General features: G+C 59.4%; 24 protein-coding genes and 1 pseudogene. 23 read left to right on the forward strand and 2 right to left on the reverse strand.

The genetic code is table 11. From position 1 onward, the window contains the following. The first annotated feature begins 27 nt into the window (after positions 1-27). The 4 genes from zntA (at position 28) to ACOTX3_RS10960 (ending at position 5,188) form a co-directional block, all read left to right on the forward strand. The gene (gene zntA, locus ACOTX3_RS10945) at positions 28-2,202 is read left to right on the forward strand and encodes a Zn(II)/Cd(II)/Pb(II) translocating P-type ATPase ZntA (RefSeq protein WP_038420765.1); all 2,175 of its coding nucleotides are present in this window, start codon (positions 28-30) and stop codon (positions 2,200-2,202) included. 196 nt (positions 2,203-2,398) lie between these two features. Next, positions 2,399-3,370, forward strand: a complete 972-nt coding sequence (locus tag ACOTX3_RS10950; RefSeq protein ID WP_013099147.1) for a TRAP transporter substrate-binding protein — start codon at positions 2,399-2,401, stop codon at positions 3,368-3,370. 11 nt (positions 3,371-3,381) lie between these two features. Continuing rightward, entirely contained in the window at positions 3,382-3,891 is a 510-nt protein-coding gene (locus ACOTX3_RS10955) for a TRAP transporter small permease (RefSeq protein ID WP_013099148.1), read from the forward strand. A 10-nt stretch (positions 3,892-3,901) separates the two neighbouring features. Then, on the forward strand, positions 3,902-5,188 hold the full coding sequence (locus ACOTX3_RS10960) for a TRAP transporter large permease (RefSeq protein WP_029883609.1): 1,287 nt from the start codon (positions 3,902-3,904) through the stop codon (positions 5,186-5,188). A 5-nt stretch (positions 5,189-5,193) separates the two neighbouring features. Here ACOTX3_RS10960 and tusA read toward each other — a convergent pair whose 3' ends face one another. Next, positions 5,194-5,436 (reverse strand): sulfurtransferase TusA, encoded by a 243-nt coding sequence (gene tusA, locus ACOTX3_RS10965; protein ID WP_014833603.1) that lies wholly within the window; start codon positions 5,434-5,436, stop codon positions 5,194-5,196. Between the two features lie 167 nt (positions 5,437-5,603). On the opposite strand from tusA, the gene ACOTX3_RS10970 reads away from it, so the two are divergent. Together ACOTX3_RS10970 and ACOTX3_RS10975 are read left to right on the forward strand one after the other, a co-directional pair. Next, positions 5,604-6,269 carry a 7-cyano-7-deazaguanine/7-aminomethyl-7-deazaguanine transporter gene (locus ACOTX3_RS10970; RefSeq protein ID WP_013099151.1) on the forward strand — a complete coding sequence of 222 codons (666 nt, stop codon included), beginning with the start codon at positions 5,604-5,606 and terminating at the stop codon, positions 6,267-6,269. Between the two features lie 72 nt (positions 6,270-6,341). After that, positions 6,342-6,899 carry a DcrB family lipoprotein gene (locus ACOTX3_RS10975; RefSeq protein WP_013099152.1) on the forward strand — a complete coding sequence of 186 codons (558 nt, stop codon included), beginning with the start codon at positions 6,342-6,344 and terminating at the stop codon, positions 6,897-6,899. 4 nt (positions 6,900-6,903) lie between these two features. Here ACOTX3_RS10975 and ACOTX3_RS10980 read toward each other — a convergent pair. Then, positions 6,904-8,156, reverse strand: a pseudogene (locus ACOTX3_RS10980) (MFS transporter). Positions 8,157-8,265: 109 nt separating this feature from the next. Between ACOTX3_RS10980 and ACOTX3_RS10985 the strand changes: the two are divergent. The 17 genes from ACOTX3_RS10985 to ACOTX3_RS11065 all read left to right on the forward strand — a co-directional run bounded on the left by ACOTX3_RS10985 (position 8,266) and on the right by ACOTX3_RS11065 (position 22,925). Beyond that, positions 8,266-9,315: an AI-2E family transporter gene (locus ACOTX3_RS10985; protein WP_013099154.1), complete on the forward strand. Its 1,050-nt coding sequence runs from the start codon at positions 8,266-8,268 to the stop codon at positions 9,313-9,315. A gap of 150 nt (positions 9,316-9,465) precedes the next feature. After that, positions 9,466-10,188, forward strand: coding sequence for a beta-ketoacyl synthase chain length factor (locus ACOTX3_RS10990; protein WP_058678231.1), 723 nt, complete (start codon positions 9,466-9,468; stop codon positions 10,186-10,188). Beyond that, entirely contained in the window at positions 10,185-11,000 is an 816-nt protein-coding gene (locus ACOTX3_RS10995; protein WP_013099156.1) for a lysophospholipid acyltransferase family protein, read from the forward strand. The genes ACOTX3_RS10990 and ACOTX3_RS10995 overlap by 4 nt, the downstream gene beginning before the upstream one ends. Beyond that, the gene (locus ACOTX3_RS11000; RefSeq protein ID WP_010436544.1) at positions 10,981-11,238 is read left to right on the forward strand and encodes a phosphopantetheine-binding protein; all 258 of its coding nucleotides are present in this window, start codon (positions 10,981-10,983) and stop codon (positions 11,236-11,238) included. The genes ACOTX3_RS10995 and ACOTX3_RS11000 overlap by 20 nt, the downstream gene beginning before the upstream one ends. 12 nt (positions 11,239-11,250) lie before the next feature. After that, positions 11,251-11,502, forward strand: a complete 252-nt coding sequence (locus ACOTX3_RS11005) for an acyl carrier protein (RefSeq protein ID WP_020687737.1) — start codon at positions 11,251-11,253, stop codon at positions 11,500-11,502. Next, positions 11,474-12,070 carry a hypothetical protein gene (locus ACOTX3_RS11010; protein WP_421631610.1) on the forward strand — a complete coding sequence of 199 codons (597 nt, stop codon included), beginning with the start codon at positions 11,474-11,476 and terminating at the stop codon, positions 12,068-12,070. Before ACOTX3_RS11005 ends, ACOTX3_RS11010 begins: the two co-directional genes overlap by 29 nt. Then, the gene (locus ACOTX3_RS11015) at positions 12,063-13,412 is read left to right on the forward strand and encodes an AMP-binding protein (protein WP_058678232.1); all 1,350 of its coding nucleotides are present in this window, start codon (positions 12,063-12,065) and stop codon (positions 13,410-13,412) included. The genes ACOTX3_RS11010 and ACOTX3_RS11015 overlap by 8 nt, the downstream gene beginning before the upstream one ends. After that, positions 13,399-13,752 carry a hydroxymyristoyl-ACP dehydratase gene (locus tag ACOTX3_RS11020; protein ID WP_013099160.1) on the forward strand — a complete coding sequence of 118 codons (354 nt, stop codon included), beginning with the start codon at positions 13,399-13,401 and terminating at the stop codon, positions 13,750-13,752. Before ACOTX3_RS11015 ends, ACOTX3_RS11020 begins: the two co-directional genes overlap by 14 nt. Further along, complete coding sequence (locus tag ACOTX3_RS11025) at positions 13,743-15,434, forward strand: glycosyltransferase family 2 protein (RefSeq protein WP_058678233.1); 1,692 nt, start codon at positions 13,743-13,745, stop codon at positions 15,432-15,434. The genes ACOTX3_RS11020 and ACOTX3_RS11025 overlap by 10 nt, the downstream gene beginning before the upstream one ends. Before the next feature lie 3 nt (positions 15,435-15,437). Next, positions 15,438-15,860, forward strand: a complete 423-nt coding sequence (locus tag ACOTX3_RS11030; protein ID WP_023620066.1) for an acyl-CoA thioesterase — start codon at positions 15,438-15,440, stop codon at positions 15,858-15,860. After that, the gene (locus ACOTX3_RS11035; protein ID WP_020687731.1) at positions 15,857-16,462 is read left to right on the forward strand and encodes a LolA family protein; all 606 of its coding nucleotides are present in this window, start codon (positions 15,857-15,859) and stop codon (positions 16,460-16,462) included. Before ACOTX3_RS11030 ends, ACOTX3_RS11035 begins: the two co-directional genes overlap by 4 nt. Next, positions 16,431-18,752, forward strand: coding sequence for an MMPL family transporter (locus ACOTX3_RS11040; protein ID WP_127869087.1), 2,322 nt, complete (start codon positions 16,431-16,433; stop codon positions 18,750-18,752). The genes ACOTX3_RS11035 and ACOTX3_RS11040 overlap by 32 nt, the downstream gene beginning before the upstream one ends. Beyond that, positions 18,752-19,330: a DUF3261 domain-containing protein gene (locus ACOTX3_RS11045; RefSeq protein ID WP_032618696.1), complete on the forward strand. Its 579-nt coding sequence runs from the start codon at positions 18,752-18,754 to the stop codon at positions 19,328-19,330. Before ACOTX3_RS11040 ends, ACOTX3_RS11045 begins: the two co-directional genes overlap by 1 nt. Before the next feature lies 1 nt (position 19,331). Continuing rightward, positions 19,332-20,501 (forward strand): beta-ketoacyl-[acyl-carrier-protein] synthase family protein, encoded by a 1,170-nt coding sequence (locus ACOTX3_RS11050; RefSeq protein WP_058678235.1) that lies wholly within the window; start codon positions 19,332-19,334, stop codon positions 20,499-20,501. After that, positions 20,498-20,971: a 3-hydroxy-fatty acyl-ACP dehydratase gene (locus ACOTX3_RS11055; protein ID WP_023620062.1), complete on the forward strand. Its 474-nt coding sequence runs from the start codon at positions 20,498-20,500 to the stop codon at positions 20,969-20,971. The genes ACOTX3_RS11050 and ACOTX3_RS11055 overlap by 4 nt, the downstream gene beginning before the upstream one ends. Beyond that, on the forward strand, positions 20,968-21,699 hold the full coding sequence (locus tag ACOTX3_RS11060) for a 3-ketoacyl-ACP reductase FabG2 (RefSeq protein WP_058678236.1): 732 nt from the start codon (positions 20,968-20,970) through the stop codon (positions 21,697-21,699). Before ACOTX3_RS11055 ends, ACOTX3_RS11060 begins: the two co-directional genes overlap by 4 nt. Further along, a complete protein-coding gene (locus tag ACOTX3_RS11065) occupies positions 21,696-22,925 on the forward strand; it encodes a beta-ketoacyl-ACP synthase (RefSeq protein ID WP_013099169.1) in 1,230 nt (409 codons plus the stop codon). Before ACOTX3_RS11060 ends, ACOTX3_RS11065 begins: the two co-directional genes overlap by 4 nt. Position 22,926: the final 1 nt, after the last annotated feature.

The following is a 22,926-nucleotide window of genomic DNA, read 5'->3' on the forward strand; positions in this document are numbered from 1 at the left end:
AGAAAATTATCATTACCGGAGAGTGCCATGTCGACTCCAGAAACACCTAAAAAAGCCCCACAATTTTCAGCATTTAAGCTCAGCCCGGTGCCAGCGAAAGATGACTGCTGCTGTGACGGGGCATGCGAAACGCAAAACGCGCAGCCGCTGCCTGAAAGCGGAAACCATTACAGCTGGGTGGTTGACGGCATGGATTGCGCGGCCTGCGCCCGCAAAGTCGAAAATGCGGTAAAACAGATCCCCGGCGTCAGCCACGTGCAGGTGCGCTTTGCGACCGAAAAACTGCTGGTCAGCGCCGAGAGTGACGTTAGCGAGCAGGTTGTGTCCGCGGTCAGCCAGGCCGGTTATTCCCTGCGTAGCGAAACGGCCCCCGCCGAAAAAACCGCTCCGCTGCGAGAAAATCTGCCCCTTATCGCGCTCGTGATGATGATGGCCCTGAGCTGGGGTCTGGAGCAGATCAACCACCCGTTTGGCAATCTGGCGTTTATCGCCACCACGCTTGTCGGGTTGTATCCCATTGCCCGTCAGGCGCTGCGGCTGATGAAAAGCGGCAGCTGGTTCGCCATCGAAACGCTGATGAGCGTGGCAGCTATCGGCGCGCTGTTCATTGGTGCCACAGCGGAAGCGGCCATGGTGCTGCTGCTGTTCTTAATTGGCGAACGTCTTGAAGGCTGGGCGGCAAGCCGGGCGCGTAAAGGGGTCAGCGCCCTGATGGCGCTTAAGCCCGAAACCGCCACACGAGTTGCCGGAAACGAACGCCAGACGGTGGCCATTAACGCGCTGCGTCCAGGCGATGTGATTGAAGTCGCTGCCGGAGGGCGCCTGCCTGCGGACGGTACCCTGCTCACCGCCACCGCGAGCTTCGACGAAAGCGCCCTCACCGGGGAGTCGATTCCGGTTGAACGCGCGGCCGGTGAAAAAGTGCCTGCGGGCGCCACCAGTGTCGACCGTCTGGTCCAGCTCACGGTACTTTCCGAACCCGGTGACAGCGCCATCGACCGTATCCTGAAGCTGATCGAAGAGGCCGAGGAGCGTCGCGCCCCCGTCGAGCGATTTATTGACCGCTTCAGCCGGATTTACACCCCCGCCATCATGCTGGTTGCCCTGCTGGTCACTATCGTTCCGCCGCTGTTCTTTGGTGCGCCGTGGGAAGGCTGGATTTACAAAGGTCTGACCCTGCTGCTGATTGGCTGTCCGTGTGCGCTGGTGATCTCCACCCCGGCGGCCATTACCTCCGGTCTGGCGGCAGCGGCGCGTCGCGGCGCCCTGATAAAAGGCGGCGCGGCGCTGGAACAGTTAAGCCAGGTGCAGCAGGTGGCGTTCGATAAAACCGGCACCCTGACCGTGGGGAAACCGCAGGTCACCGGCGTGTATCCGCAGGATATCGGTGAAGATGAACTGCTTACGCTGGCCGCCGCCGTTGAGCAGGGTTCCACTCACCCGCTGGCGCAGGCGATTGTGCGTGAAGCGCAGTCGCGCGGGCTGGCCATTCCGGCGGCAACGGCGCAGCGGGCGCTGGTTGGGGCCGGGATTGAGGCCGACATCGACGGTAAAAAGGTGCTGATTGTCGCGGCGGGTAAGTTTTCTAACCCAGAGGTTGAGGCGTTAGAACAGACCGGACAAACTGTCGTAACCGTCATGCAGGACGGCGTCGCCAAAGGCATGCTGGCACTGCGCGATACCCTGCGTGATGATGCGAAAGAGGCCGTCGCGGCGCTCCATCAGCTGGGCGTCCAGGGTGTGATCCTCACCGGCGATAACCCGCGTGCCGCCGCCGCGATTGCCGGAGAGCTGGGGCTGGACTTTAAGGCCGGATTACTGCCTGCGGACAAGGTCAGTGCCGTGACGGAGCTGAACAGCCATGCTCCGCTGGCGATGATCGGCGACGGAATCAACGATGCGCCAGCGATGAAAGCATCCACCATCGGGATTGCCATGGGCAGCGGTACCGACGTGGCGCTGGAAACCGCCGATGCCGCGCTCACCCATAACCGCCTGACCGGGCTGGCGCAGATGATTTCCCTGGCACGCGCCACGCGCGCCAATATTCGCCAGAACATCAGTATCGCCCTGGGGCTGAAAGGGATTTTCCTCGTCACCACCCTGCTCGGCATCACCGGGCTGTGGCTGGCGGTGCTGGCGGATACCGGCGCGACGGTGCTGGTGACGGCCAACGCGCTCCGCTTACTGCGACGCAAATAACACGCAATGCACGCCTGGCCGGGTAAAGCGTAACGGCAACCCGGCCTTCCCTTCTCAAAAATCTAAACCAGCGTTTCAGAAATTCACGCTTTTGTGAGGCGCTTCACCTCCGTTTTCCAGGCCATAGTGTAATTTTTAAACGTACAAAACTAAAACACCGTTTTAACACTTACCTCACTACCCTGGAGTTGACTTGATGAAAACGACCCTCAAGCCGTTACTGGCCGCTCTGTGTCTGTCTGCTTTTGCCTGCTCCGTTTCTGCGCAAACCATTAAAGCCGCCGATGTGCATCCTGAAGGCTACCCGAACGTGGTAGCCGTACAGCACATGGGGGAGAAACTCAAACAACAAACCGACGGCAAGCTGGAGATCAAGGTCTTTCCCGGCGGCGTGCTCGGGGATGAAAAGCAGATGATTGAACAGGCGCAGATGGGGGCGATCGACATGATCCGTGTCTCCATGGCTCCGGTGGCGGCGATCCTGCCCGATATCGAAGTCTTTACCCTGCCCTATGTGTTCCGCGATGAAGACCACATGCACAAAGTCATCGACGGCGATATCGGCAAGCAGATTGGCGACAAACTGACCGCCAACCCCAAATCGCGGCTGGTGTTTCTCGGCTGGATGGATTCCGGCACCCGTAACCTGATCACCAAAACGCCGATCGTCAAACCGGAGGATCTGAAAGGCAAAAAAATCCGCGTTCAGGGAAGCCCGGTGGCGCTGGCGACACTGAAAGACATGGGGGCTAACTCGGTGGCAATGGGGGTCAGTGAGGTCTACAGCGGCATGCAGACCGGCGTAATCGACGGCGCTGAGAATAATCCGCCGACCTTCATCGCCCATAACTATATGCCGATCGCCAAAAACTATACCCTCAGCGGCCACTTCATTACCCCGGAAATGCTGCTCTACTCGAAAGTGAAATGGGACAAGCTCAGCGCAGACGAACAGCAGAAAATCCTGACCCTGGCGCGTGAAGCGCAGTTCGAACAGCGCAAGCTGTGGCAGGCCTATAACGCCGAGGCGCTGGCGAAGATGAAAGCCGGTGGCGTGCAGTTCCACGAGATCGACAAATCGGTATTTATCAAAGCCACAGAGCCGGTGCGCGCGCAGTATGGCGAAAAGCATCAGGACCTGATGAAAGCCATTGCTGACGTTCAGTAAACGGAGAACGTATGTCCGAACTCTACCTGAAGTGGATGGACCGGCTGTATCTGCTCGCCATGGGCGTAGCGGGATGCGCGCTGCTGGTCATGACGGTGGTGATCCCGATTGGCATCTTCTCGCGCTATGTGCTGAATCGCGGTGAATCCTGGCCGGAGCCGATTGCCATCATCTGCATGGTGACCTTTACGTTTATCGGCGCGGCGGTGAGCTACCGTGCCGGGTCACACATCGCGGTGAACATGCTGACCGACCGACTGCCAGACATGCTGAAAACAGCGTGTGCGCGCGTGGTGGATCTGCTGATGCTGCTGATCTCGCTGATTATGTTCTGGTACAGCTACTGGCTGTGTGTCGAACTCTGGGAGCAGCCGGTCGCCGAGTTTCCGATCCTGACGTCAGGGGAGAGTTATCTGCCGCTGCCGATTGGTTCTGCGGTGCTGATCCTGTTTGTCATTGAACGTCTGCTGTTTGGCTCACAGGAAAACCGTCCTGTGGTGCTGATCGGCAACCACAGTTAAGGGGTGAACAATGGATGCATTCGTTTTGTTATTCACCCTCGCCATTTTGCTGGCGCTGGGTATGCCGGTGGCGTTTGCCGTCGGCTTAAGCGCCGTCGCGGGCGCGTTGTGGATCGAGTTGCCGCTCGAAGCGCTGATGATCCAGATCACCAGCGGGGTTAACAAATTTACCCTGCTGGCGATCCCGTTTTTCATCCTGGCGGGGGCGATCATGGCGGAAGGCGGCATTGCCCGACGGCTGGTGAATTTCGCGTATGTCTTTGTCGGTTTTATTCGCGGCGGGCTGTCGCTGGTGAATATTGTGGCCTCCACCTTTTTCGGCGCGATTTCCGGTTCATCGGTGGCGGATACGGCCTCCATCGGCAGCGTGATGATCCCGGAGATGGAGAGAAAGGGGTATCCCCGCGAGTATGCGGCGGCGGTCACCGCCAGCGGGTCGGTGCAGGCGATTTTAATCCCGCCCAGCCACAACTCGGTGATCTACTCGCTGGCCGCAGGCGGTACGGTCTCCATTGCCACGCTGTTTATCGCAGGCGTGCTGCCGGGGCTGCTGCTGGGACTGTGCCTGATGACGCTGTGTCTGTGCTTTGCCCATAAGCGCGGCTATCCAAAAGGCGAAAAGATCCCCTTAAAACAGGCGCTGAAGATTTTGCTGGACGCTCTCTGGGGGCTGATGACGGTGGTAATTATCCTCGGCGGGATCATGTCCGGGATATTCACCGCCACCGAATCCGCGGCAGTCGCCTGTCTGTGGGCATTCTTTGTCACCATGTTCATCTATCGCGACTACACGTGGAGCGAACTGCCGAAGCTGATGTGCCGGACGGTGAAAACGGTCACTATCGTGATGATCTTGATTGGATTTGCGGCGGCGTTTGGCGCGGTGATGACCTACATGCAGTTACCTGTGCGCATCACGGCGTTCTTCACCTCGCTCTCGGATAACAAGTACGTGATCCTGATGTACCTCAACATCATGCTGCTGCTGATTGGCACCCTGATGGATATGGCGCCGATCATTCTGATCCTGACGCCGGTGCTGTTGCCGGTGACCCAGTCGCTTGGGATCGACCCGGTCCATTTCGGGATGATCATGATGGTGAATCTGGGGATCGGGCTTATCACGCCGCCAGTGGGTTCGGTGCTGTTTGTGGCCAGTGCGGTAAGCAAGCAGAAAATCGAACATGTGGTGCGCGCGATGCTACCGTTTTACGGCATGCTGCTGCTGGTGCTGGGAATGATAACGTACATCCCGGCGATTTCGCTGTGGCTGCCGGGATTGTTAGGCATGCAGTAAGGGGGTTACCCCTTGCGGATCAAATACCGGTACGGCAGCGCTTCGGTCTGCTGTGCCACCAGTTCATGCTCCATAAAGGTACAAAAACCGGGGATATCGCGGGTGGTTGCCGGATCGTCAGCGATGATCAGCAGCGTTTCGCCGGTTTGCATATTGCGCACGGTTTTGCGCACCATCATTACCGGCTCAGGGCAGCGGAGGCCCTGCGCATCAAGGGTGTGGTCTGGAGTGGAAAACAGATCGGTCATGGTGTTCTCGGTCAGATAAAAACGGCTGTAGTTTACGCCCCGTAGCCAGCAATGCAAACCAGGTTAACGGTTGCGTAAAAACTAACCATTGCATTGTCCTGCCAAAGCAGTATCATGCTGCGGTTTTTATTGGGTTCCCTCACCCCAACGTATAAAAAGGTCACAATATGACGCCGTTTTCTGAATCGCAGCGCGTAAAAGCGTTGTTCTGGCTTTCGCTTTTTCATCTGCTGGTGATCACCTCCAGTAACTATCTGGTGCAGCTGCCGATTGCCATCTTTGGTTTCCATACCACCTGGGGCGCGTTCAGCTTCCCGTTTATTTTTCTCGCCACCGATCTGACCGTGCGTATTTTTGGCGCACCGCTGGCTCGCCGCATTATTTTTGCGGTCATGCTGCCGGCGCTGTTCGTGTCGTACGTTATTTCCTCCCTGTTTTACATGGGGAGCTGGCAGGGCTTTGAGGCGTTAACCCACTTCAACCTGTTTGTTGCCCGAATCGCTACTGCAAGCTTTATGGCCTATGCGCTGGGGCAGATCCTCGACGTGCACGTATTTAACCGCCTGCGTCAGAATCACCGCTGGTGGATGGCCCCCACCGCCTCGACGCTGTTCGGCAACGTCAGCGATACGCTGGCCTTCTTCTTCATTGCCTTCTGGCACAGCCCGGATGCGTTTATGGCCGAACACTGGATGGAAATTGCGCTGGTGGACTACTGCTTCAAGGTGCTTATCAGCATTGTCTTCTTCCTGCCGATGTACGGCGTGCTGCTGAATATGCTGCTGAAAAGACTGGCAGATAAATCTGAAATCACAGCATTGCAGGCTGGTTAAGGGTTCGCTTTATCAGTTGTGATAAGATGGACAAATGAGCCGTTATGGCCGTTTATCGAAAGGAAGAAGTCAATGCGCAATCTGGTTAAATATGTCGGGATTGGCCTGCTGGTTGTCGGCCTTGCAGCCTGTGATAACAGCGACACGAAAACGCCTGCTCAGGGCGCGTCTGCAGAGAGCAACGCAACCGGCCAGCCGGTGAACCTGCTGGACGGTAAACTCAGCTTCTCTCTGCCAGCGGATATGACTGACCAGAGCGGCAAGCTGGGTACCCAGGCGAACAACATGCACGTCTATTCCGATGCAACCGGGCAGAAAGCGGTGATTGTGATTGTGGGCGACGATACCAGCGAAGACCTGGCCGTGCTGTCCAAACGTCTGGAAGATCAGCAGCGCAGCCGCGACCCGCAGCTGCAGGTGGTGACGAACAAGTCCATCGAACTGAAAGGCCACACGCTGCAGCAGCTGGACAGCATTATCTCTGCAAAAGGTCAGACAGCTTACTCTTCCGTAGTGCTGGGTAAGGTTGATAACAAACTGCTGACCCTGCAGATCACCCTGCCAGCGGAAGATCAGCAGAAAGCGCAGACTGCCGCTGAAAACATCATCAACACCATCGTGATTCAGTAACGCGTCAGGATGATGACGTGGCCTCCGGTGCCTGCACCGGGGGCCATTTTTTTAGCCGCCACGTGAGCATCAGGGCCATCACCACCAGACCCGCAGCCGCAAGATAGATAACCGGCACACCTGCCCAGGCCATGATCAGCCCTGCCAGCGGCCCGGTAATGCCCAACGACATATCCATAAACACCGTGTAGGTTGCCAGCGCCGCCCCCTGATTCTGCGGCGGCACGGCTTTCACCGCCACCACACCCAGCGCCGGGAAGACCAGCGAAAAACCGGCTCCGGCGAAGAACACGCCAACTTTTGCCATCCACGGCGCGGTCGCTATACCGGTCAGCAGCAGCCCGACAATCTCAACCGCAAAGCAGATCATCGCCACATTCAGCCCGCCCAGGCGGTTAATACCGTTCGGGAAGAGCAAACGGGCACCCACAAACGCACAGCTGAACAGGGTTAACGCAAAGGCCGCCCCATCCCAGCCTTTGGCGTCATAAAACAGCGTGATAAAGGTGGCGATCACCCCAAAGCCGGTAGTTGCCAGCGCCAGTGCCATACCATACGGCCAGACGCGCCCCAGCACTGCCCGGAACGGCAGCGGTTTACCTTTGCTGGCCTTCACTTTCGGGCGCGGCAGGGCAAACAGGATCGCCACCAGCGCGACCACCATAATGGTGCCCGCCAGCCCGTACAGTCCGCCATACGCATAGCACATCACCCCAAGCGGGGCGCCAAGCGCCATTGCCCCGTAGGTGACAATGCCGTTCCAGGAGATGACCCGGCCAATGTGCGGTGCCCCGACCACGCCTACGCCCCACAGCGTCGAGCCGGTTCCTGCCAGGCTTTGCCCAATACCGAGGATCACCCGGCCCAGGCACAGCAGCACCAGGCTGACCAACGGCCAGTGGCTGGTCGTTGCCGCCAGCAGGTAACTCAGGCCACTGAGAAAACAGCCGCATAATCCTGTGATCACAATGCTCTTCGGCCCGAACAGATCCGCGTAGCGACCCGCATGCGGGCGACTCAACAGCGTAGCGAAGTACTGCAGGCTAATCACCAGCCCCGCCCAGAATGCGCTAAACCCCATCACGTCATGCACGTAGCCCGGCAACACCGCCAGCGGCAGGCCAATCGTCAGATAACTGGCAAAGTTAAAAATCACAACGGAGACAATGCGCAGATTAAGGCGTAATCCGCTTAATGCCGGTTCGGCGGCGGGTTCGGGCATGAGGTTTTACCTGGATTTTTGCAACAGTGTTTCACTATTACCACGACGCCAGCAGAAAATCAGCAGCGACTTTCAGATTAACGGTGCCAGACGAAGCGAAACCCGCGCACTACACTTAACGGGCAATCACATTAAGGAACACGAATGACCCCTAACCCGCCCGACAAAGCAGGACTCCACATCCTGTTAAAACTCGCCTCTCTGGTGGTGATCCTCGCCGGTATCCATGCTGCCGCCGATATTATTGTCCAGCTTCTGCTGGCGCTCTTTTTTGCCATTGTGCTTAACCCGCTGGTGACCTGGTTTTTGCGCCGGGGTATCAGCCGCCCGGTGGCCATAACCATTGTGGTTATCGTGATGCTGATTGCCCTCACCGCCCTTTTCGGCGTGCTGGCCGCCTCGCTGAGCGAATTCTCCACGATGCTGCCGCAATACAACAAAGAGCTGACGCGCAAGATCGTGGCGCTTCAGGAGATGATGCCGTTTCTGAACCTGCATATTTCGCCGGAACGGATGTTGCGCCGGATGGATTCCGAAAAAATCATGACCTACGCCACCACGCTGATGACCGGCCTGTCCGGCGCTATGGCCAGCATTTTGTTGTTGGTCATGACGGTGGTGTTTATGCTGTTCGAAGTGCGCCACGTGCCCTATAAGCTGCGCTTTGCGCTGAATAATCCGCAAATTCACATCGCCGGTTTACACCGCGCGTTAAAGGGCGTCTCCAAATATCTGGCCTTAAAAACCCTGTTGAGCGTCTGGACCGGCGTGATTGTCTGGCTGGGGCTGATGCTGATGGGCGTGCAGTTCGCGCTGATGTGGGGAGTGCTGGCGTTTTTGCTGAACTACGTGCCCAACATTGGCGCGGTACTCTCCGCCGTGCCGCCCATGATTCAGGCGTTTCTGTTTAATGGCTTCTATGAGTGCATGCTGGTGGGGGCGCTGTTCCTCGTGGTGCATATGGTGCTGGGGAATATTCTTGAACCACGGATGATGGGCCACCGGCTGGGCATGTCGACGCTGGTGGTGTTCTTATCCTTACTGATTTGGGGATGGCTGCTGGGCCCGGTTGGGATGCTGCTGTCGGTACCGCTCACAAGCGTCTGTAAAATCTGGATGGAGACCACCAAAGGCGGCAGCAAACTGGCGATACTGCTGGGGCCGGGCCGACCCAAGAGTCGGCTTCCCGGTTAATCGTCTGGGGTGAGACGGAACATGACGCTACGGGAAATTTTTAGGAGAAACGTTATTCGCAAGCCTGCGACAACACTGTACGATGTACGCTGTAACATCGCGCTTGCGAAGTAAAAATCACAGAAACAGGTTTATCGCGGACGCGCGTAGATGAAATTTACTCTCACCATTATCGACTGGCAGGCCAGAGCGCCAGGACTCAGCGATGCCGACGCATGGCAGGCATGGTCGCGCCAGTCTGACGCCATCGATCCCGCCGCGCCGCTTGCAAAACTGACCGATCTGCCGATGATGACCGCCCGCCGCCTCAATTCGGGCAGTAAGCTGGCGGTGGATATTGGCCTTGCGATGCTGCGCAAACATCGTATCGATGCCGTGGTCTACAGCAGCCGCCATGGCGAGCTGGAACGCAACTACCGTATTCTGCAAGCGCTGGCGACGGAGCAACCCGTCTCCCCCACCGATTTTGCAATGTCTGTTCATAACGCCGCGGTCGGCAATCTTACGATCACCGCAGGTCAGCCGATTGTCTCATCCTCGGTCTCCGCCGGGATGGACACCTTCCAGCAAAGTTTGTGCGAAGTGTTGAGTCTGCTTCACGCGGGCTACTCCCGCGTTTTGCTGGTGGATTTTGACGGCGTCCTGCCCGAGTTTTATCACGCCGGGCTCCCGCCGCAGATGCCCGTCTGGCCTTACGCCCTTGCGCTGGTGATTGAAGCCGGGGACGCGCTCTGCTGTGAAACCCATCGCGAAAGCACATGGGAAGAGCCCGCGCTGCCGCAAAGCCTTCAGTTCCTGCGACATTACCTGAGCGACGCGCGGCAATTTGCCCTGGCGGGCGAGCGTTTGCAGTGGCAGTGGACGCGCCAATGAGCCAGATCCTCTCCCGCCTCGATCGGTTATGGCGCATGCTGATGACCGGGTTTTGCTTCGCCCTGTTTGGCCTTGGCGGACTACTGCTGTCGCTGGTCTGGTTTAACCTGCTGCTGATTTTTCAGCGCGATCGCACGGCACGCCGCCGACTGGCGCGACGCAGCATCTCCGCCAGTTTTCGGCTGTTCCTGGCGGTCGTTCGCGGAACCGGCGTGCTGGACTACCGCTTTAACAATCTGGACGTTCTGCGCGCCGAGCGCGGCTGCCTGGTGATAGCCAACCATCCTTCGCTGCTGGACTATGTGATCCTCGCCTCGGTGATGAACGAAACCGACTGTCTGGTGAAAAGCGCGCTGCTGCGTAACCCCTTTGTCAGCGGCGTGATCCGTGCAGCCGATTACCTGATCAACAGCGAAGCAGAAACGCTGCTTCGTGCCAGCCAGCAGCGTCTGGCGCAGGGCGACACCCTGCTGATTTTCCCGGAAGGCACCCGCACCCGCGTGGGCGAAGCCATTACCCTGCAGCGGGGAGCGGCGAATATTGCCGTTCGTTGCAACAGCTCTCTGCGCGTGGTGGTGATCCACTGTAGCGAACGCATGCTGGATAAACAGAGTCGCTGGTACAATGTGCCGCCCAAAAAACCCATTTTTACCGTGGATGTTCGCGAACGCATCAACATTCATGATTTTTACGATGCGAGCCAGCACGAACCTGCGCTGGCGGCAAGGCAGTTAAACCGGCATATGCAGCAGCAATTAACATCCGGTCTTCAATCTTTGTCAGGAATGAAAGATGCAAGCGCTCTATCTTGAAATTAAGAATCTCATTATCTCTACGCTGAATCTGGAAGAACTTACCCCAGAGGATATCGACACCGACGCTCCGCTGTTTGGTGACGGACTGGGTCTGGACTCTATTGATGCCCTGGAGCTGGGGCTGGCTGTGAAAAATCAGTACGGCGTAGTGCTTTCTGCCGAGAGCGACGAGATGCGCCAGCACTTCTATTCCGTTGCCACGCTCGCCGCTTTTATTCATCAACAACGCGCCTGAGAATGACCCGCTATGACAGAACAAGAAACCCTTTATCAGGAAGTCTCTGCGCTTCTTATTAAACTTTTTGAACTCGACCCTGAGCTCATTACGCCGCAGGCCCGGCTTTACGAAGACCTGGATCTCGACAGCATTGATGCCGTAGATATGGTGGTTAACCTGCAGAAGAAGACGGGGCATAAAATTAAGCCTGAAACCTTCAAAGCGGTGCGTACCGTTCAGGACATCGTCGACGTTGTGGAACAACTCCAGCGCGACGCCTGACGTGCCTACCATTCCGCTCATCCCGATACTGACGGGTCTGATGCTGCTGGCCTGGCCGTTTTTGATTGGCTATGGCCTTGCAAGCCACCATTTGCAATGGATATTGCCCCTGATGGCGCTGGTGTTGCTGCTGCGTGTCTGGCAGACGCGCCAGCAGCGCGGCCCCTTGCGCTACGTTTTCCTGAGCGTGACGCTGGCCGGGGCAGTGCTGTGCGTGGCGAGCCTTTTCCACGCTCACCTGTGGGTGCTGTTTTATCCGGTGGTCGTTAATCTGGTGATGCTGGTGGTCTTTGGGGGCTCGCTGTGGACGTCCATGCCGATGGTGGAACGGCTGGCGCGGATACGGGAGCCCCAGCTGTCTCCTGCCGGGGTTCGTTACACGCGTAAAGTGACGAAAGTCTGGTGCGGCTTTTTTATCGGCAATGGCGCAGTCGCGCTGTTTACCGTGCTGTACGCCGACCTGCGCCTGTGGACGCTGTGGAACGGGATGCTTTCCTACATCCTGATGGGAACGTTAATGGCGGGTGAATGGCTGGTGCGACAACGGGTAATAAAAAACGATGGATAAACCGCTTCCTCTGAGCCAGTGGCTAAATGCCCCGCGTCCTGATGAGACGCCTGTCGCCTGGCTTGACGATCGTATCTGGACGCTGGGCGATCTGCGCCACGATGTTACGCAGCTGGTCGACGCGCTGCGTCAGGAAGAGGGCGAGCGCTGGGCGCTCTGTTTTGAAAACGGTTATCTTTTTATCGTCGCCCTGCTGGCGACGCTTCATGCGGGGAAAACCCCCGTGCTCCCCGGGCACAGCCGGGGGGCGCAGCTTAACGAACAGCGGGCCATGTTCAGCGGCGTCCTGAGCGACACCACGCTCGAGTTTTCAGGGCGACTGCGGTTGGTCACCGCCACTGCGCCGACAAACACCCCCTTTTCCCCCTTGCCTGCCATTGACGAGACGCGCGTTATCGAGCTCTTTACCTCTGGCTCCACCGGCACGCCGCAGCGGGTGATTAAGCCGGTGATCGGCCTGGATCGGGAAGCCCGTCTGCTCGCCGATCGGTTTGGCGAACGGCTGACAGGCTGTCACGTCGTGGCCTCCGTGGTGTTGCATCATCTGTATGGCCTGACGTTTCGTGTTGTGTTACCCATGGCGCTTGGCCTGCCGCTGCACGCCTCCCTGCTGCAGTATGCAGAACAGCTGTCAGCGCTGCCGCAGGACAAACGGTATCTCTTTATCAGCAGCCCGGCATTCCTCAAGCGGCTCGACACCTCGCTTGTGCCGCCTCCGGTTGCCCTGCTGCTCTCAGCCGGGGGCGAACTGCCCTGGCGCGACATCATCCCTTGTCATGACTGGCTGAACGTCTGGCCTGATGAAATTTACGGCAGCACCGAAACGGGCGTTATGGCCTGGCGTCACCGTCTGGATGAGACAACGCTCTGGCAGCCGTTTCCCGGCGTAACGTTCCACGGCGATCGGGTGACATCGCCACTGATCCGCGAGGCTGAAGGAGTCGTGCTGGATGATATCCTGCATTTCGCGGCTGACGGGCAGTTCAACATCATCGGACGCCGTGGCCGGGTGGTCAAAATTGAAGACAAACGCATTTCGCTCGATGAGATTGAGCAGCGGTTACTGGCGCTGGACGGCATCTGCGACGCCGCCGCGCTGGCGGTCACTCGCCGTGGTCGTCAGGCCATTGGCGTGCTGCTGGTACTCAGTGACGCGGCGCGCTTGCACAGAGACAACGGGGGTAAAAATGCCCAGGAATCCGCGTGGCGTCGCGCCCTTCGCCCCTGCCTTGAACCGGTTGCCGTGCCCCGCTACTGGCGCATTGTCGATGAAATCCCGGTCAACAGCATGAACAAGCGTGTGACTGCACAGCTACAGGAGTTATTTCATGAAGATTCATGAAATCGAACGCCACCAGACTCATCCGGAGCATCTGGAGATAACGCTTTATCTTGATCCTGACCTGCTCTGGTTTAAGGGGCATTTTGCTGTCCAGCCCCTGCTCCCTGGCGTTGCACAACTCGACTGGGTGATGCATTACGCTACCACCCTGATGGCACCGGGCTACCGTTTTCACAGCATTCAGAATGTGAAGTTTGCGGCCCCGCTGTTGCCGGACAACACGGTGACGCTGATCCTTGACTGGCACCCTGCCCGTCAGATGCTCAGCTTCAGCTACCAGCGCCATGCGGGCAGTGAACGCCATACCGCCAGCAGCGGGAAGATTCGCCTATGTCAGTAACGTTCCGCCCCTGCGTGTTGATCCCCTGCTACAACCACGGTGCGATGATGGCCGAGGTGCTCGCACGTCTGGCACCGTTTGACCTCCCGTGCCTGGTGGTTGACGATGGCAGCGAAGAGAGCACGCGCCACACCCTGGCGCACTTAGCGGAGCAGCATCCGCAGGTTACGCTGCTGCGTCTGGCGAAAAACAGCGGCAAAGGCGCGGCGGTAATGGCGGGGCTGAAAGCCTGCGCAGAGCGCGGCTTCACTCATGCAATCCAGGTGGATGCCGACGGCCAGCACACCATTGAAGATCTCCCCCGCTTTCTGGCGCTAGCGCAACGTCACCCCGAGGCGCTGATTTCCGGTCAGCCCGTTTACGATGACTCCATACCCCGTTCGCGCCTTTACGGACGCTGGATAACGCACGTCTGGGTATGGATTGAAACGTTGTCCCTGCAGCTTAAAGACAGCATGTGCGGCTTTCGGGTCTATCCGATCACGCCGGTGATGCAGCTTGCCGCACGTACCCCGCTCGGCAAGCGCATGGACTTTGATACTGAAGTGATGGTCCGCCTCTACTGGCAGGGCACGCCCAGCTATTTTCTGCCCACCCGCGTCACCTACCCGGCAGACGGTGTATCCCACTTCGATGCGCTAAAAGACAACGTGCGCATCTCGCTGATGCATACCCGTCTGTTCCTGGGGATGCTGCCGCGCATCCCTTCCCTGCTGATGCGCCGTCGCCCGCAGCACTGGGCGCAACAGCAGGAGGTCAAAGGGCTATGGGGAATGCGCCTGATGTTACGCGTCTGGCAACTGCTTGGGCGCAAGGCCTTCACCCTCCTGCTGTGGCCGGTCACCGCCGTTTACTGGCTTACCGCCCGTTCGGCGCGTCAGGCGTCGCGGCAATGGCTGAGGCGGGTTAAAGAGGTCATGGCACAGCGACAGATCCCACCGCCCCCCCGGCTGAACAGCTTTTTTCACTTCCTGCGTTTTGGTCATGCCATGCTGAACAAGGTGGCCAGCTGGCGCGGCGAGATGAAGCTGCATCGCGATCTGGTGTTTGCACCGGGTGCCCGCGAGGCGCTGGGGCTGGACGATCCACAGGGTAAACTGCTGCTGGCCTCGCATCTTGGCGACGTGGAAGCCTGCCGGGCGCTGGCACAGCGTGAAGGGGGGAAAACCATCAACGCCCTGGTCTTTAGCGATAACGCCCAACGCTTTAAGCAGATTATGGAAGAGATGGCTCCGCAGGCGGGCATTCACCTGATGCCCGTCACTGACATCGGCCCGGAGACCGCTATCCTGATCAAAGAAAAGCTGGATCGCGGCGAATGGGTGGCCATCGTGGGCGATCGTATCGCCGTCACACCGCAGCGCGGCGGCAGCTGGCGCGTGATCTGGAGCGCGTTTATGGGCCAGCCCGCGCCGTTCCCGCAGGGGCCGTTTATCCTGGCCTCCATTCTGCGCTGTCCGGTGGTGCTGATTTTTGCCCTCAGCCAGCAGGGGACGCTGACCCTGCACTGCGAACCGTTCGCCGACCCGCTGCTGCTGCCGCGCGGTGAACGTCAGCAGGCGCTGCAACATACCGTCGATCGCTACGCGCAGCGGCTGGAACATTACGCCTTACTGTCACCGCTCGACTGGTTTAATTTTTTCGATTTCTGGCAACTGCCCGAAATCAGCGAGAAGGAGTAAAGGGTGCTGACCGATCCCCGCTTTACGACGGAAGTTGAAATCACCGTCCCGTTCCACGACGTCGACATGATGGGCGTGGTCTGGCACGGCAACTATTTCCGCTACTTTGAAATAGCCCGCGAAGCGCTGCTCAATCAGTTCGACTACGGCTATCGCCAGATGAAAGCCTCCGGCTATGTCTGGCCGGTGGTCGATACGCGGGTGAAATACCGCGATGCGGTGACCTTTGAACAACGCATCCGTGTCCGGGCGCAGATCGAAGAGTATGAAAACCGTCTGCGCATTGCCTATCAAATCTTCGACGCGCAGACTGGTAAACGCACCACCACCGGTTACACCATCCAGGTGGCGGTCGACGAAGCCACCCGCGAAATGTGCTTTGTCAGCCCGGGGATCTTGTTTGAACGTATGGGAGTCACGCCATGAAATGGTTGCCTTTGCTGGCACTGATGTTTAGCCCGCTGGTCAGCGCCGTGACGCTGGATGAACTGCAGCAGCGGTTTACGCAACAGCCCGTGGTGCGCGCTCACTTCGAGCAGGTTCGTACGATCAAAGACATGCCGCAGCCGCTGCGTTCGCAGGGCGAGATGGTGATCGCCCGTGACAGCGGCCTGCTGTGGGATCAAAAAGCCCCGTTCCCCATGACGCTGCTGCTGGATGACAAACGGATGGTGCAGACCATCAACGGCCAGCCGCCGCAGACCATTACCGCCGACAATAATCCGCAGATGTTCCAGTTCAACCACCTGCTGCGGGCGTTGTTCCAGGCCGACCGCAAGGTGCTGGAAGAGAATTTCCGCATCGATTTTCAAGACCTGGGGGAAGGCCGCTGGTCGCTGGTGCTCACGCCCACCACGACGCCGCTGAACACCATTTTCGCCACCCTCGATTTGGGCGGTGCGACCTTTCTGGAGTCTATTCGTCTTAACGACAAACAGGGCGACCGTACGGATATCACCCTCTCCAGTCACCGACTGACACCCGCCAGCCTGACCGATGACGAACGCCAACGCTTTGCCGCACCGTAAATCGCTGCGCCCGGCGCTGCTGTGGGCCGCGGGATGCCTGATTATGCTGGGCCTGCTGGTATCGCTGCTGCCCGGCGCGCGCCTGAACAGCAGCGTGCTGGCCATGTTGCCGACACAGACGCTGGGGGCGATCCCTCCGGCGCTCAACGACGGCTTTATGCAGCGGCTCGACCGTCAGCTGGTCTGGCTGGTCAGCCCCGGCAAAAAACCCGATCCGCGCGTGGCGCAGCAGTGGCTGACGCTGCTGCAACGCAGCGGAGCACTGAGCGAGGTCAAAGGGCCCATGGACGCCCCCGGGCAACAAGCCTGGGGCGAGTTTTTCTGGCAGCACCGCAACGGGATGATTGACCCCGCCACCCACGCCCGCCTGCAAAACGGCGGAGAAGCGCAGGCGCAGTGGGTTTTATCTCAGCTTTACTCGGCCTTTTCCGGCGTGAGCGGCAAGGAGCTGCAAAACGATCCGCTAATGCTGACGCGCGGCGCGCAGCTCGCGCTGGCGCAAAACGGCCAGAAGCTGCGGCTGATGGACGGCTGGCTGGTGACGCAGGATGACGCCGGAAACTACTGGTATCTGCTGCACGGCGAGCTGGCCGGTTCCTCTTTTGATATGCAGCAAACCCACCGGCTGGTGACCACCCTGAACGCGCTGCAGGCGACGCTGAAAACGCATTACCCACAGGCGCAACTGCTGTCTCGCGGCACGGTGTTTTACAGCGATTACGCCAGCCAGCAGGCCAAACGGGATATCTCCACGCTGGGTGTCGCCACACTTCTGGGTGTACTCCTGCTGATTGTGGCAACATTCCGCTCCCTGCGTCCGCTGCTGCTGTGCGCGATCTCCATTGGCATCGGCGCGCTGGCGGGCACGGTCGCCACCCTGCTGTTCTTTGGCGAGCTGCATCTGATGACGCTGGTGATGAGCATGAGCATCATCGGTATTTCGGCCGATTACACCCTCTACTACCTGACCGAACGGCTGGTGCACGGTGGCGAAAACTCGCCGTGGCAAAGTCTGGATAAAGTGCGTAATGCCCTGCTGCTGGCGCTTCTGACGACCGTCGTGGCGTACCTGATTATGATGCTGGCCCCCTTCCCCGGGATCCGCCAGATGGCGCTGTTTGCCGCCGTGGGGCTGAGCGCCTCGTGCCTGACGGTGATATTCTGGCACCCCTGGCTGTGCCGTGGATTGCCGGTACGCCCGGTTCCGGCCAGCAGAGCGATGTCGCGCTGGCTGACCGCCTGGCGACGTAATAAAACACTCGCGGTTGGCCTGCCCGTCACGCTGGCACTCCTTTCCGCCGCAGGTATTGCCACCCTGAAGGTGGACGACGATATCGCCCAGCTGCAGGCGCTGCCGAAAACGATTCTGGCGCAGGAGAAGACCATTACCGCCCTGACCGGCCAGCGCGTCGATCAGAAATGGTTTGTGGTTTACGGCACGTCAGCCCAGCAGACGCTGGAGCGGCTGGAGGCCTTTACCCCTGCGCTGGCGCAGGCGCAAAAAGCGGGTGAACTGGCAAGCTGGCGAACCCTGCCGCTGAACTCCATGAAGCGTCAAAAAAGCGATCTGGCGCTGCTGCACCACGCTGCGCCTGCAGTAATGAACGTGCTGCACAGCGCCGGACTGAACACCGTCTCACCGGATCTGACGCCTATGCCTGTCAGCGTGGACACCTGGCTTACCAGCCCGGCCAGCGAAGGCTGGCGTCTGCTCTGGCTGACCCTGCCGGGCGGCGAAAGCGGCGTGCTCGTCCCGGTGGACGGCGTCAAAAACAGTACGGCGCTAAGTGAACGGGCGGCACAGCATGAAGGGGTCGTCTGGATCGATCGTAAGGCCAGTTTTGACAGCCTGTTTGCCCTCTACCGCACCCTGCTGACGGGGCTACTTTGCGTAGCGCTGGCGGCGATTGCCTGCGGCGCCATAATCCGACTTGGCTGGCGTCAGGGGCTTATCAGCCTGGTGCCGTCGGTACTGTCGCTCAGCTGCGGGCTGGCGGCGCTGGCCGTCGCCGGGCATTCTGTCAATCTGTTTTCACTGCTGGCGCTGGTGCTGGTGCTCGGCATTGGCATCAACTACACGCTGTTTTTCAGCAACCCGCGCGGCACGCCGCTGACGTCGATGCTGGCTATCACCCTGGCGATGATGACCACGCTGCTGACGCTGGGCATGCTGGTGTTCAGCGCGACGCAGGCCATCAGCAGCTTTGGAATTGTGCTGGTAAGCGGTATTTTCACCGCCTTCCTGCTGGCCCCGCTGGCGATGCCAGCCAGGAACGAGAGAAAACCATGATGAACGCTTTTTACCGCGTCGCCGCGCTGGCTGCGACGCTGCTGCTGGCAGGCTGCAGCCATTCGACCGATACTGAAGAAACTCGCCCGCAGGCCTGGCTTCAGCCGGGCACGCAGGTGACGCTGCCACCGCCGGGCATTACGCCAGCCATCCGTTCTCAGCAGCTGCTGACCGGCCGGTTTAACGGTCAGACTCAGTCGCTGCTGGTTCTGCTGAACGCTGACGGGCAAAAAGTGACGCTTGCCGGGCTCTCGTCGGTGGGGATCCGCCTGTTTCTCGCGACCTATGACAACACCGGGATCCATACCGAGCAGTCGGTCGTTATGCCCCAGCTACCGCCCGCCAGCCAGGTGCTGGCGGATGTGATGCTTAGCCACTGGCCGCTCAGCGCCTGGCAGCCGCAGTTGCCGAAGGGATGGACGCTAAAGGATACTGACACCCGACGCGAACTGCGTAACCCTGACGGCAAGCTGGTCACCGAGATTGTCTACCTGCAACGCAACGGTAAGCGCGAGCCGATCAGCATTGCGCAGCACGTCTTTAAATACCACATCACCATTCAATATCTGGGTGACTGAGATGATTTACATTTCCGCTGTTGGCATGGTCAACGCGCTGGGCAACTCGGCCGATGAGATCGCGGCCAACCTGAACGCCGGGATTGCGCCGGGTATGCGTCATCGCGCCGGATGGCTGCAAGGATTACCTGATGCCATGCTGGGCGGCGTTGAGGGTGAACTGCCGCCGATACCGGATAGCCTGGCAGCACACCGCAGCCGTAATAATCAGCTGTTGCTGGCGGCGCTGGCACAGATTCAGCCTGCCGTTGAGGCAGCCATCGCCCGCGTGGGCTGCGACCGCGTGGCGGTGGTGCTGGGCACCAGCACCTCAGGGCTGGATGAAGGCGATGAGTACGTGCGCCTCTCCCTGAACGGCGAACGCAGCCCGCAATGGCAGTACCCGCAGCAGGAACTGGGCGATCCCTCCCGCTTCCTCACCAACTGGCTGCAGCTGGATGGCCCGGCGTATACCATTTCGACTGCCTGCTCCTCCAGCGCCCGGGCGATCATCAGCGGACAGCGTCTGATTGAGGCCGGACTGGTGGACGTCGCCCTTGTAGGCGGGGCAGACAGCTTAAGCCGTATGCCGGTCAATGGTTTTAACAGCCTTGAATCGCTCTCGCCCACGCAGTGCGAACCGTTTGGCCGAGACCGCCGGGGGATCACCATCGGTGAAGCGGCGGCCCTCATGGTGCTGACGCGCGAACCGGATCAGGTTGCGCTGCTGGGGGCGGGTGAATCGAGCGATGCGTACCATATCTCTGCCCCACATCCCGAGGGAGAAGGCGCCATTCGCGCCATTACCCAGGCGCTGAAGGAGGCAGGCATGATGGCAGATGACGTGGGCTATATTAATTTGCACGGCACCGCCACTCCCCTCAACGATCGGATTGAGGCGCACGTGATTAATGCCCTCTTTGGCGACCGGGTACCGTGCAGCTCCACCAAACACCTCACCGGCCATACGCTTGGCGCGGCCGGGATCACTGAAGCCGCATTAAGCTGGCTGATCCTGACCCGTGACCTGCCGCTGCCGCCGCAGGATTTTTCCCGCTACGCGCCTGACGACACGCTGCCGCCCTGCGGCCTGCTGCATCAGCGTGCGCCGCTGACAAAACCGGTGATTTTATCGAACTCATTCGCTTTTGGCGGTAACAACGCCAGCCTTCTGCTGGGGAGAGTGTCATGAGTTATTTATCCCCCGCCGACTACCTGCCCCACGACGCACCGATGATGCTGCTGGAGCGCGTTGAGCGTGTCACCGACAGCAGCGCGGTGTGCAGCGTCACGGTCGACGGGCACGGTGTGCTTGCGCCGTTCCTGAACGTTGACGGCGATCTGCCGGGCTGGTTTGCGCTGGAACTGATGGCCCAGACCGTGGGCGTCTGGTCTGAATGGCACCGTCTGCAAAAAGGCCTGCCCCACAGCCCGCTGGGCATGGTGCTGGGCGCGCGCGAGCTGGTGTGCAGCACGGGCCGCTTTGCTGCAGGCACTACGTTAACCATTACCATTGAGCGCCTGATGCAGGACGAACGCTTTGGCAGCTTTGAATGCACAATCCAGACGGATAACGCCCCCCTTGCCACGGGCCGTGTGAATACGTTCCAGCCCAGCGAGGACGAATTAACCTCACTTTTCTCTCAGGGAGCTTCATCATGACACGTTCCGTACTGGTCACGGGCGCCAGCAAAGGCATTGGCCGCGCCATCGCCTGTCAGCTTGCCGCTGACGGTTTCACCGTAGGCGTGCATTACCATCGCGATGCTGATGGGGCGCATGAGACGCTGGAGGCCATTGTTCAGGCTGGCGGAACGGGTCGTTTACTGACCTTTGACGTGGGCAACCGCGAGCAGTGCCGCGAGGTTCTGGAACAGGAAATCAGCACCTTTGGCGCATGGTATGGCGTGGTCAGCAATGCCGGGATAACCCGCGATGGCGCGTTTCCGGCGCTCAGCGACGAGGACTGGGATAGCGTCATCCACACCAACCTCGACAGTTTCTATAATGTTATTCATCCCTGCATCATGCCGATGATCGCAACCCGCAAGGGCGGGCGGATTATCACCCTGTCGTCCGTGTCAGGCGTGATGGGCAACCGCGGACAGGTGAACTACAGTGCCGCCAAGGCCGGTATCATCGGCGCCACCAAAGCGCTGGCCATTGAACTGGCAAAACGCAAAATTACCGTCAACTGCATCGCGCCCGGGCTGATTGATACCGGCATGATCGAGATGGAAGAGGCCGCGCTGAAAGAGGCCATGTCCATGATCCCGATGCAGCGCATGGGTCAGACGGACGAGGTGGCCGGTCTGGCGAGTTATCTGATGTCAGACCGGGCAGGCTATGTAACACGCCAGGTGATCTCGATCAACGGGGGGATGTTATGACGCGTCGGGTGGTGATTACGGGAATGGGAGGCGTGACCGCCTTTGGCGAGGACTGGCCGACCATTTCACAGCGGCTGCTCGGCTACGAAAACGCCGTGCGCATCATGACGGAGTGGCAAGAGTATGCCGGTCTGCAAACGCTGCTGGCCGCCCCCATCGAGGATTTCACCCTTCCGGCACACTATACCCGCAAGCGCATTCGCGCCATGGGCCGCGTGTCGCTGCTCTCCACCCGCGCCACCGAACTGGCGCTTGAGCAGGCGGGCCTGATCGATGACCCGGTACTGACGCAGGGGCAAACCGGCATCGCCTATGGGTCGTCCACGGGCAGCACGGGCCCGGTAAGCGACTTTGCCTCCATGCTGATGGAAAAACACACCAACAACATCACCGGCACCACCTATGTGCAGATGATGCCGCACACCACCGCGGTCAATACCGGCCTGTTCTTTGGTCTACGGGGGCGCGTCATTCCCACGTCGAGTGCCTGTACTTCCGGCAGCCAGGCGATTGGTTACGCCTGGGAAGCCATTCGCCATGGTTATCAGACCGTTATGGTCGCCGGGGGCGCCGAGGAGCTTTGTCCTTCAGAGGCGGCGGTATTTGATACGCTGTTCGCCACCAGCCAGCGCAACGACGCGCCGAAAACCACGCCGTCGCCCTTCGATACCGCGCGCGATGGTCTGGTCATCGGCGAAGGGGCAGGCACGCTGATTCTGGAAGAACTGGAGCACGCCAAAGCGCGCGGGGCGACCATCTACGGCGAAATCGTGGGCTTTGCCACCAACTGCGATGCGGCGCATATCACCCAGCCGCAGCGTGAAACCATGCAGATTTGCATGGAGCAATCGCTGGCAATGGCCGGTTTAGGCGCCACGGACATCGGGTATATTTCCGCCCACGGCACCGCCACCGATCGGGGTGATATCGCCGAAAGCCAGGCCACTGCGGCCATCTTTGGCGACAGGGTCCCCCTCTCCTCGCTGAAGAGCTATTTTGGCCATACGTTAGGTGCCTGCGGTGCGCTGGAAGCGTGGATGAGCGTGCAGATGATGCGTGAAGGCTGGTTTGCCCCGACGCTCAATTTAAGACAACCGGATGAGCAATGTGGTGCTTTAGATTATATTATGGGGGAAGCCCGTCAGATTGATTGCGAGTATCTGCAAAGCAATAACTTCGCGTTTGGCGGCATCAATACCTCAATCATTATCAAACGCTGGGCGTAAC

Origin of the sequence: Enterobacter cloacae complex sp. IR5384 (assembly GCF_049237265.1) — a bacterium.
In the GTDB taxonomy this organism is placed as follows: domain Bacteria; phylum Pseudomonadota; class Gammaproteobacteria; order Enterobacterales; family Enterobacteriaceae; genus Enterobacter; species Enterobacter cloacae.

Coding starts and splice junctions, on each gene's coding strand:
- zntA (WP_038420765.1), top strand. CDS start 28: ATGTCGACTCCAGAAACACCTAAAAAAGCCCCACAATTTTCAGCATTT.
- ACOTX3_RS10950 (WP_013099147.1), top strand. CDS start 2,399: ATGAAAACGACCCTCAAGCCGTTACTGGCCGCTCTGTGTCTGTCTGCT.
- ACOTX3_RS10955 (WP_013099148.1), top strand. CDS start 3,382: ATGTCCGAACTCTACCTGAAGTGGATGGACCGGCTGTATCTGCTCGCC.
- ACOTX3_RS10960 (WP_029883609.1), top strand. CDS start 3,902: ATGGATGCATTCGTTTTGTTATTCACCCTCGCCATTTTGCTGGCGCTG.
- tusA (WP_014833603.1), bottom strand. CDS start 5,436: ATGACCGATCTGTTTTCCACTCCAGACCACACCCTTGATGCGCAGGGC.
- ACOTX3_RS10970 (WP_013099151.1), top strand. CDS start 5,604: ATGACGCCGTTTTCTGAATCGCAGCGCGTAAAAGCGTTGTTCTGGCTT.
- ACOTX3_RS10975 (WP_013099152.1), top strand. CDS start 6,342: ATGCGCAATCTGGTTAAATATGTCGGGATTGGCCTGCTGGTTGTCGGC.
- ACOTX3_RS10985 (WP_013099154.1), top strand. CDS start 8,266: ATGACCCCTAACCCGCCCGACAAAGCAGGACTCCACATCCTGTTAAAA.
- ACOTX3_RS10990 (WP_058678231.1), top strand. CDS start 9,466: ATGAAATTTACTCTCACCATTATCGACTGGCAGGCCAGAGCGCCAGGA.
- ACOTX3_RS10995 (WP_013099156.1), top strand. CDS start 10,185: ATGAGCCAGATCCTCTCCCGCCTCGATCGGTTATGGCGCATGCTGATG.
- ACOTX3_RS11000 (WP_010436544.1), top strand. CDS start 10,981: ATGCAAGCGCTCTATCTTGAAATTAAGAATCTCATTATCTCTACGCTG.
- ACOTX3_RS11005 (WP_020687737.1), top strand. CDS start 11,251: ATGACAGAACAAGAAACCCTTTATCAGGAAGTCTCTGCGCTTCTTATT.
- ACOTX3_RS11015 (WP_058678232.1), top strand. CDS start 12,063: ATGGATAAACCGCTTCCTCTGAGCCAGTGGCTAAATGCCCCGCGTCCT.
- ACOTX3_RS11020 (WP_013099160.1), top strand. CDS start 13,399: ATGAAGATTCATGAAATCGAACGCCACCAGACTCATCCGGAGCATCTG.
- ACOTX3_RS11025 (WP_058678233.1), top strand. CDS start 13,743: ATGTCAGTAACGTTCCGCCCCTGCGTGTTGATCCCCTGCTACAACCAC.
- ACOTX3_RS11035 (WP_020687731.1), top strand. CDS start 15,857: ATGAAATGGTTGCCTTTGCTGGCACTGATGTTTAGCCCGCTGGTCAGC.
- ACOTX3_RS11040 (WP_127869087.1), top strand. CDS start 16,431: ATGACGAACGCCAACGCTTTGCCGCACCGTAAATCGCTGCGCCCGGCG.
- ACOTX3_RS11045 (WP_032618696.1), top strand. CDS start 18,752: ATGAACGCTTTTTACCGCGTCGCCGCGCTGGCTGCGACGCTGCTGCTG.
- ACOTX3_RS11050 (WP_058678235.1), top strand. CDS start 19,332: ATGATTTACATTTCCGCTGTTGGCATGGTCAACGCGCTGGGCAACTCG.
- ACOTX3_RS11055 (WP_023620062.1), top strand. CDS start 20,498: ATGAGTTATTTATCCCCCGCCGACTACCTGCCCCACGACGCACCGATG.
- ACOTX3_RS11060 (WP_058678236.1), top strand. CDS start 20,968: ATGACACGTTCCGTACTGGTCACGGGCGCCAGCAAAGGCATTGGCCGC.
- ACOTX3_RS11065 (WP_013099169.1), top strand. CDS start 21,696: ATGACGCGTCGGGTGGTGATTACGGGAATGGGAGGCGTGACCGCCTTT.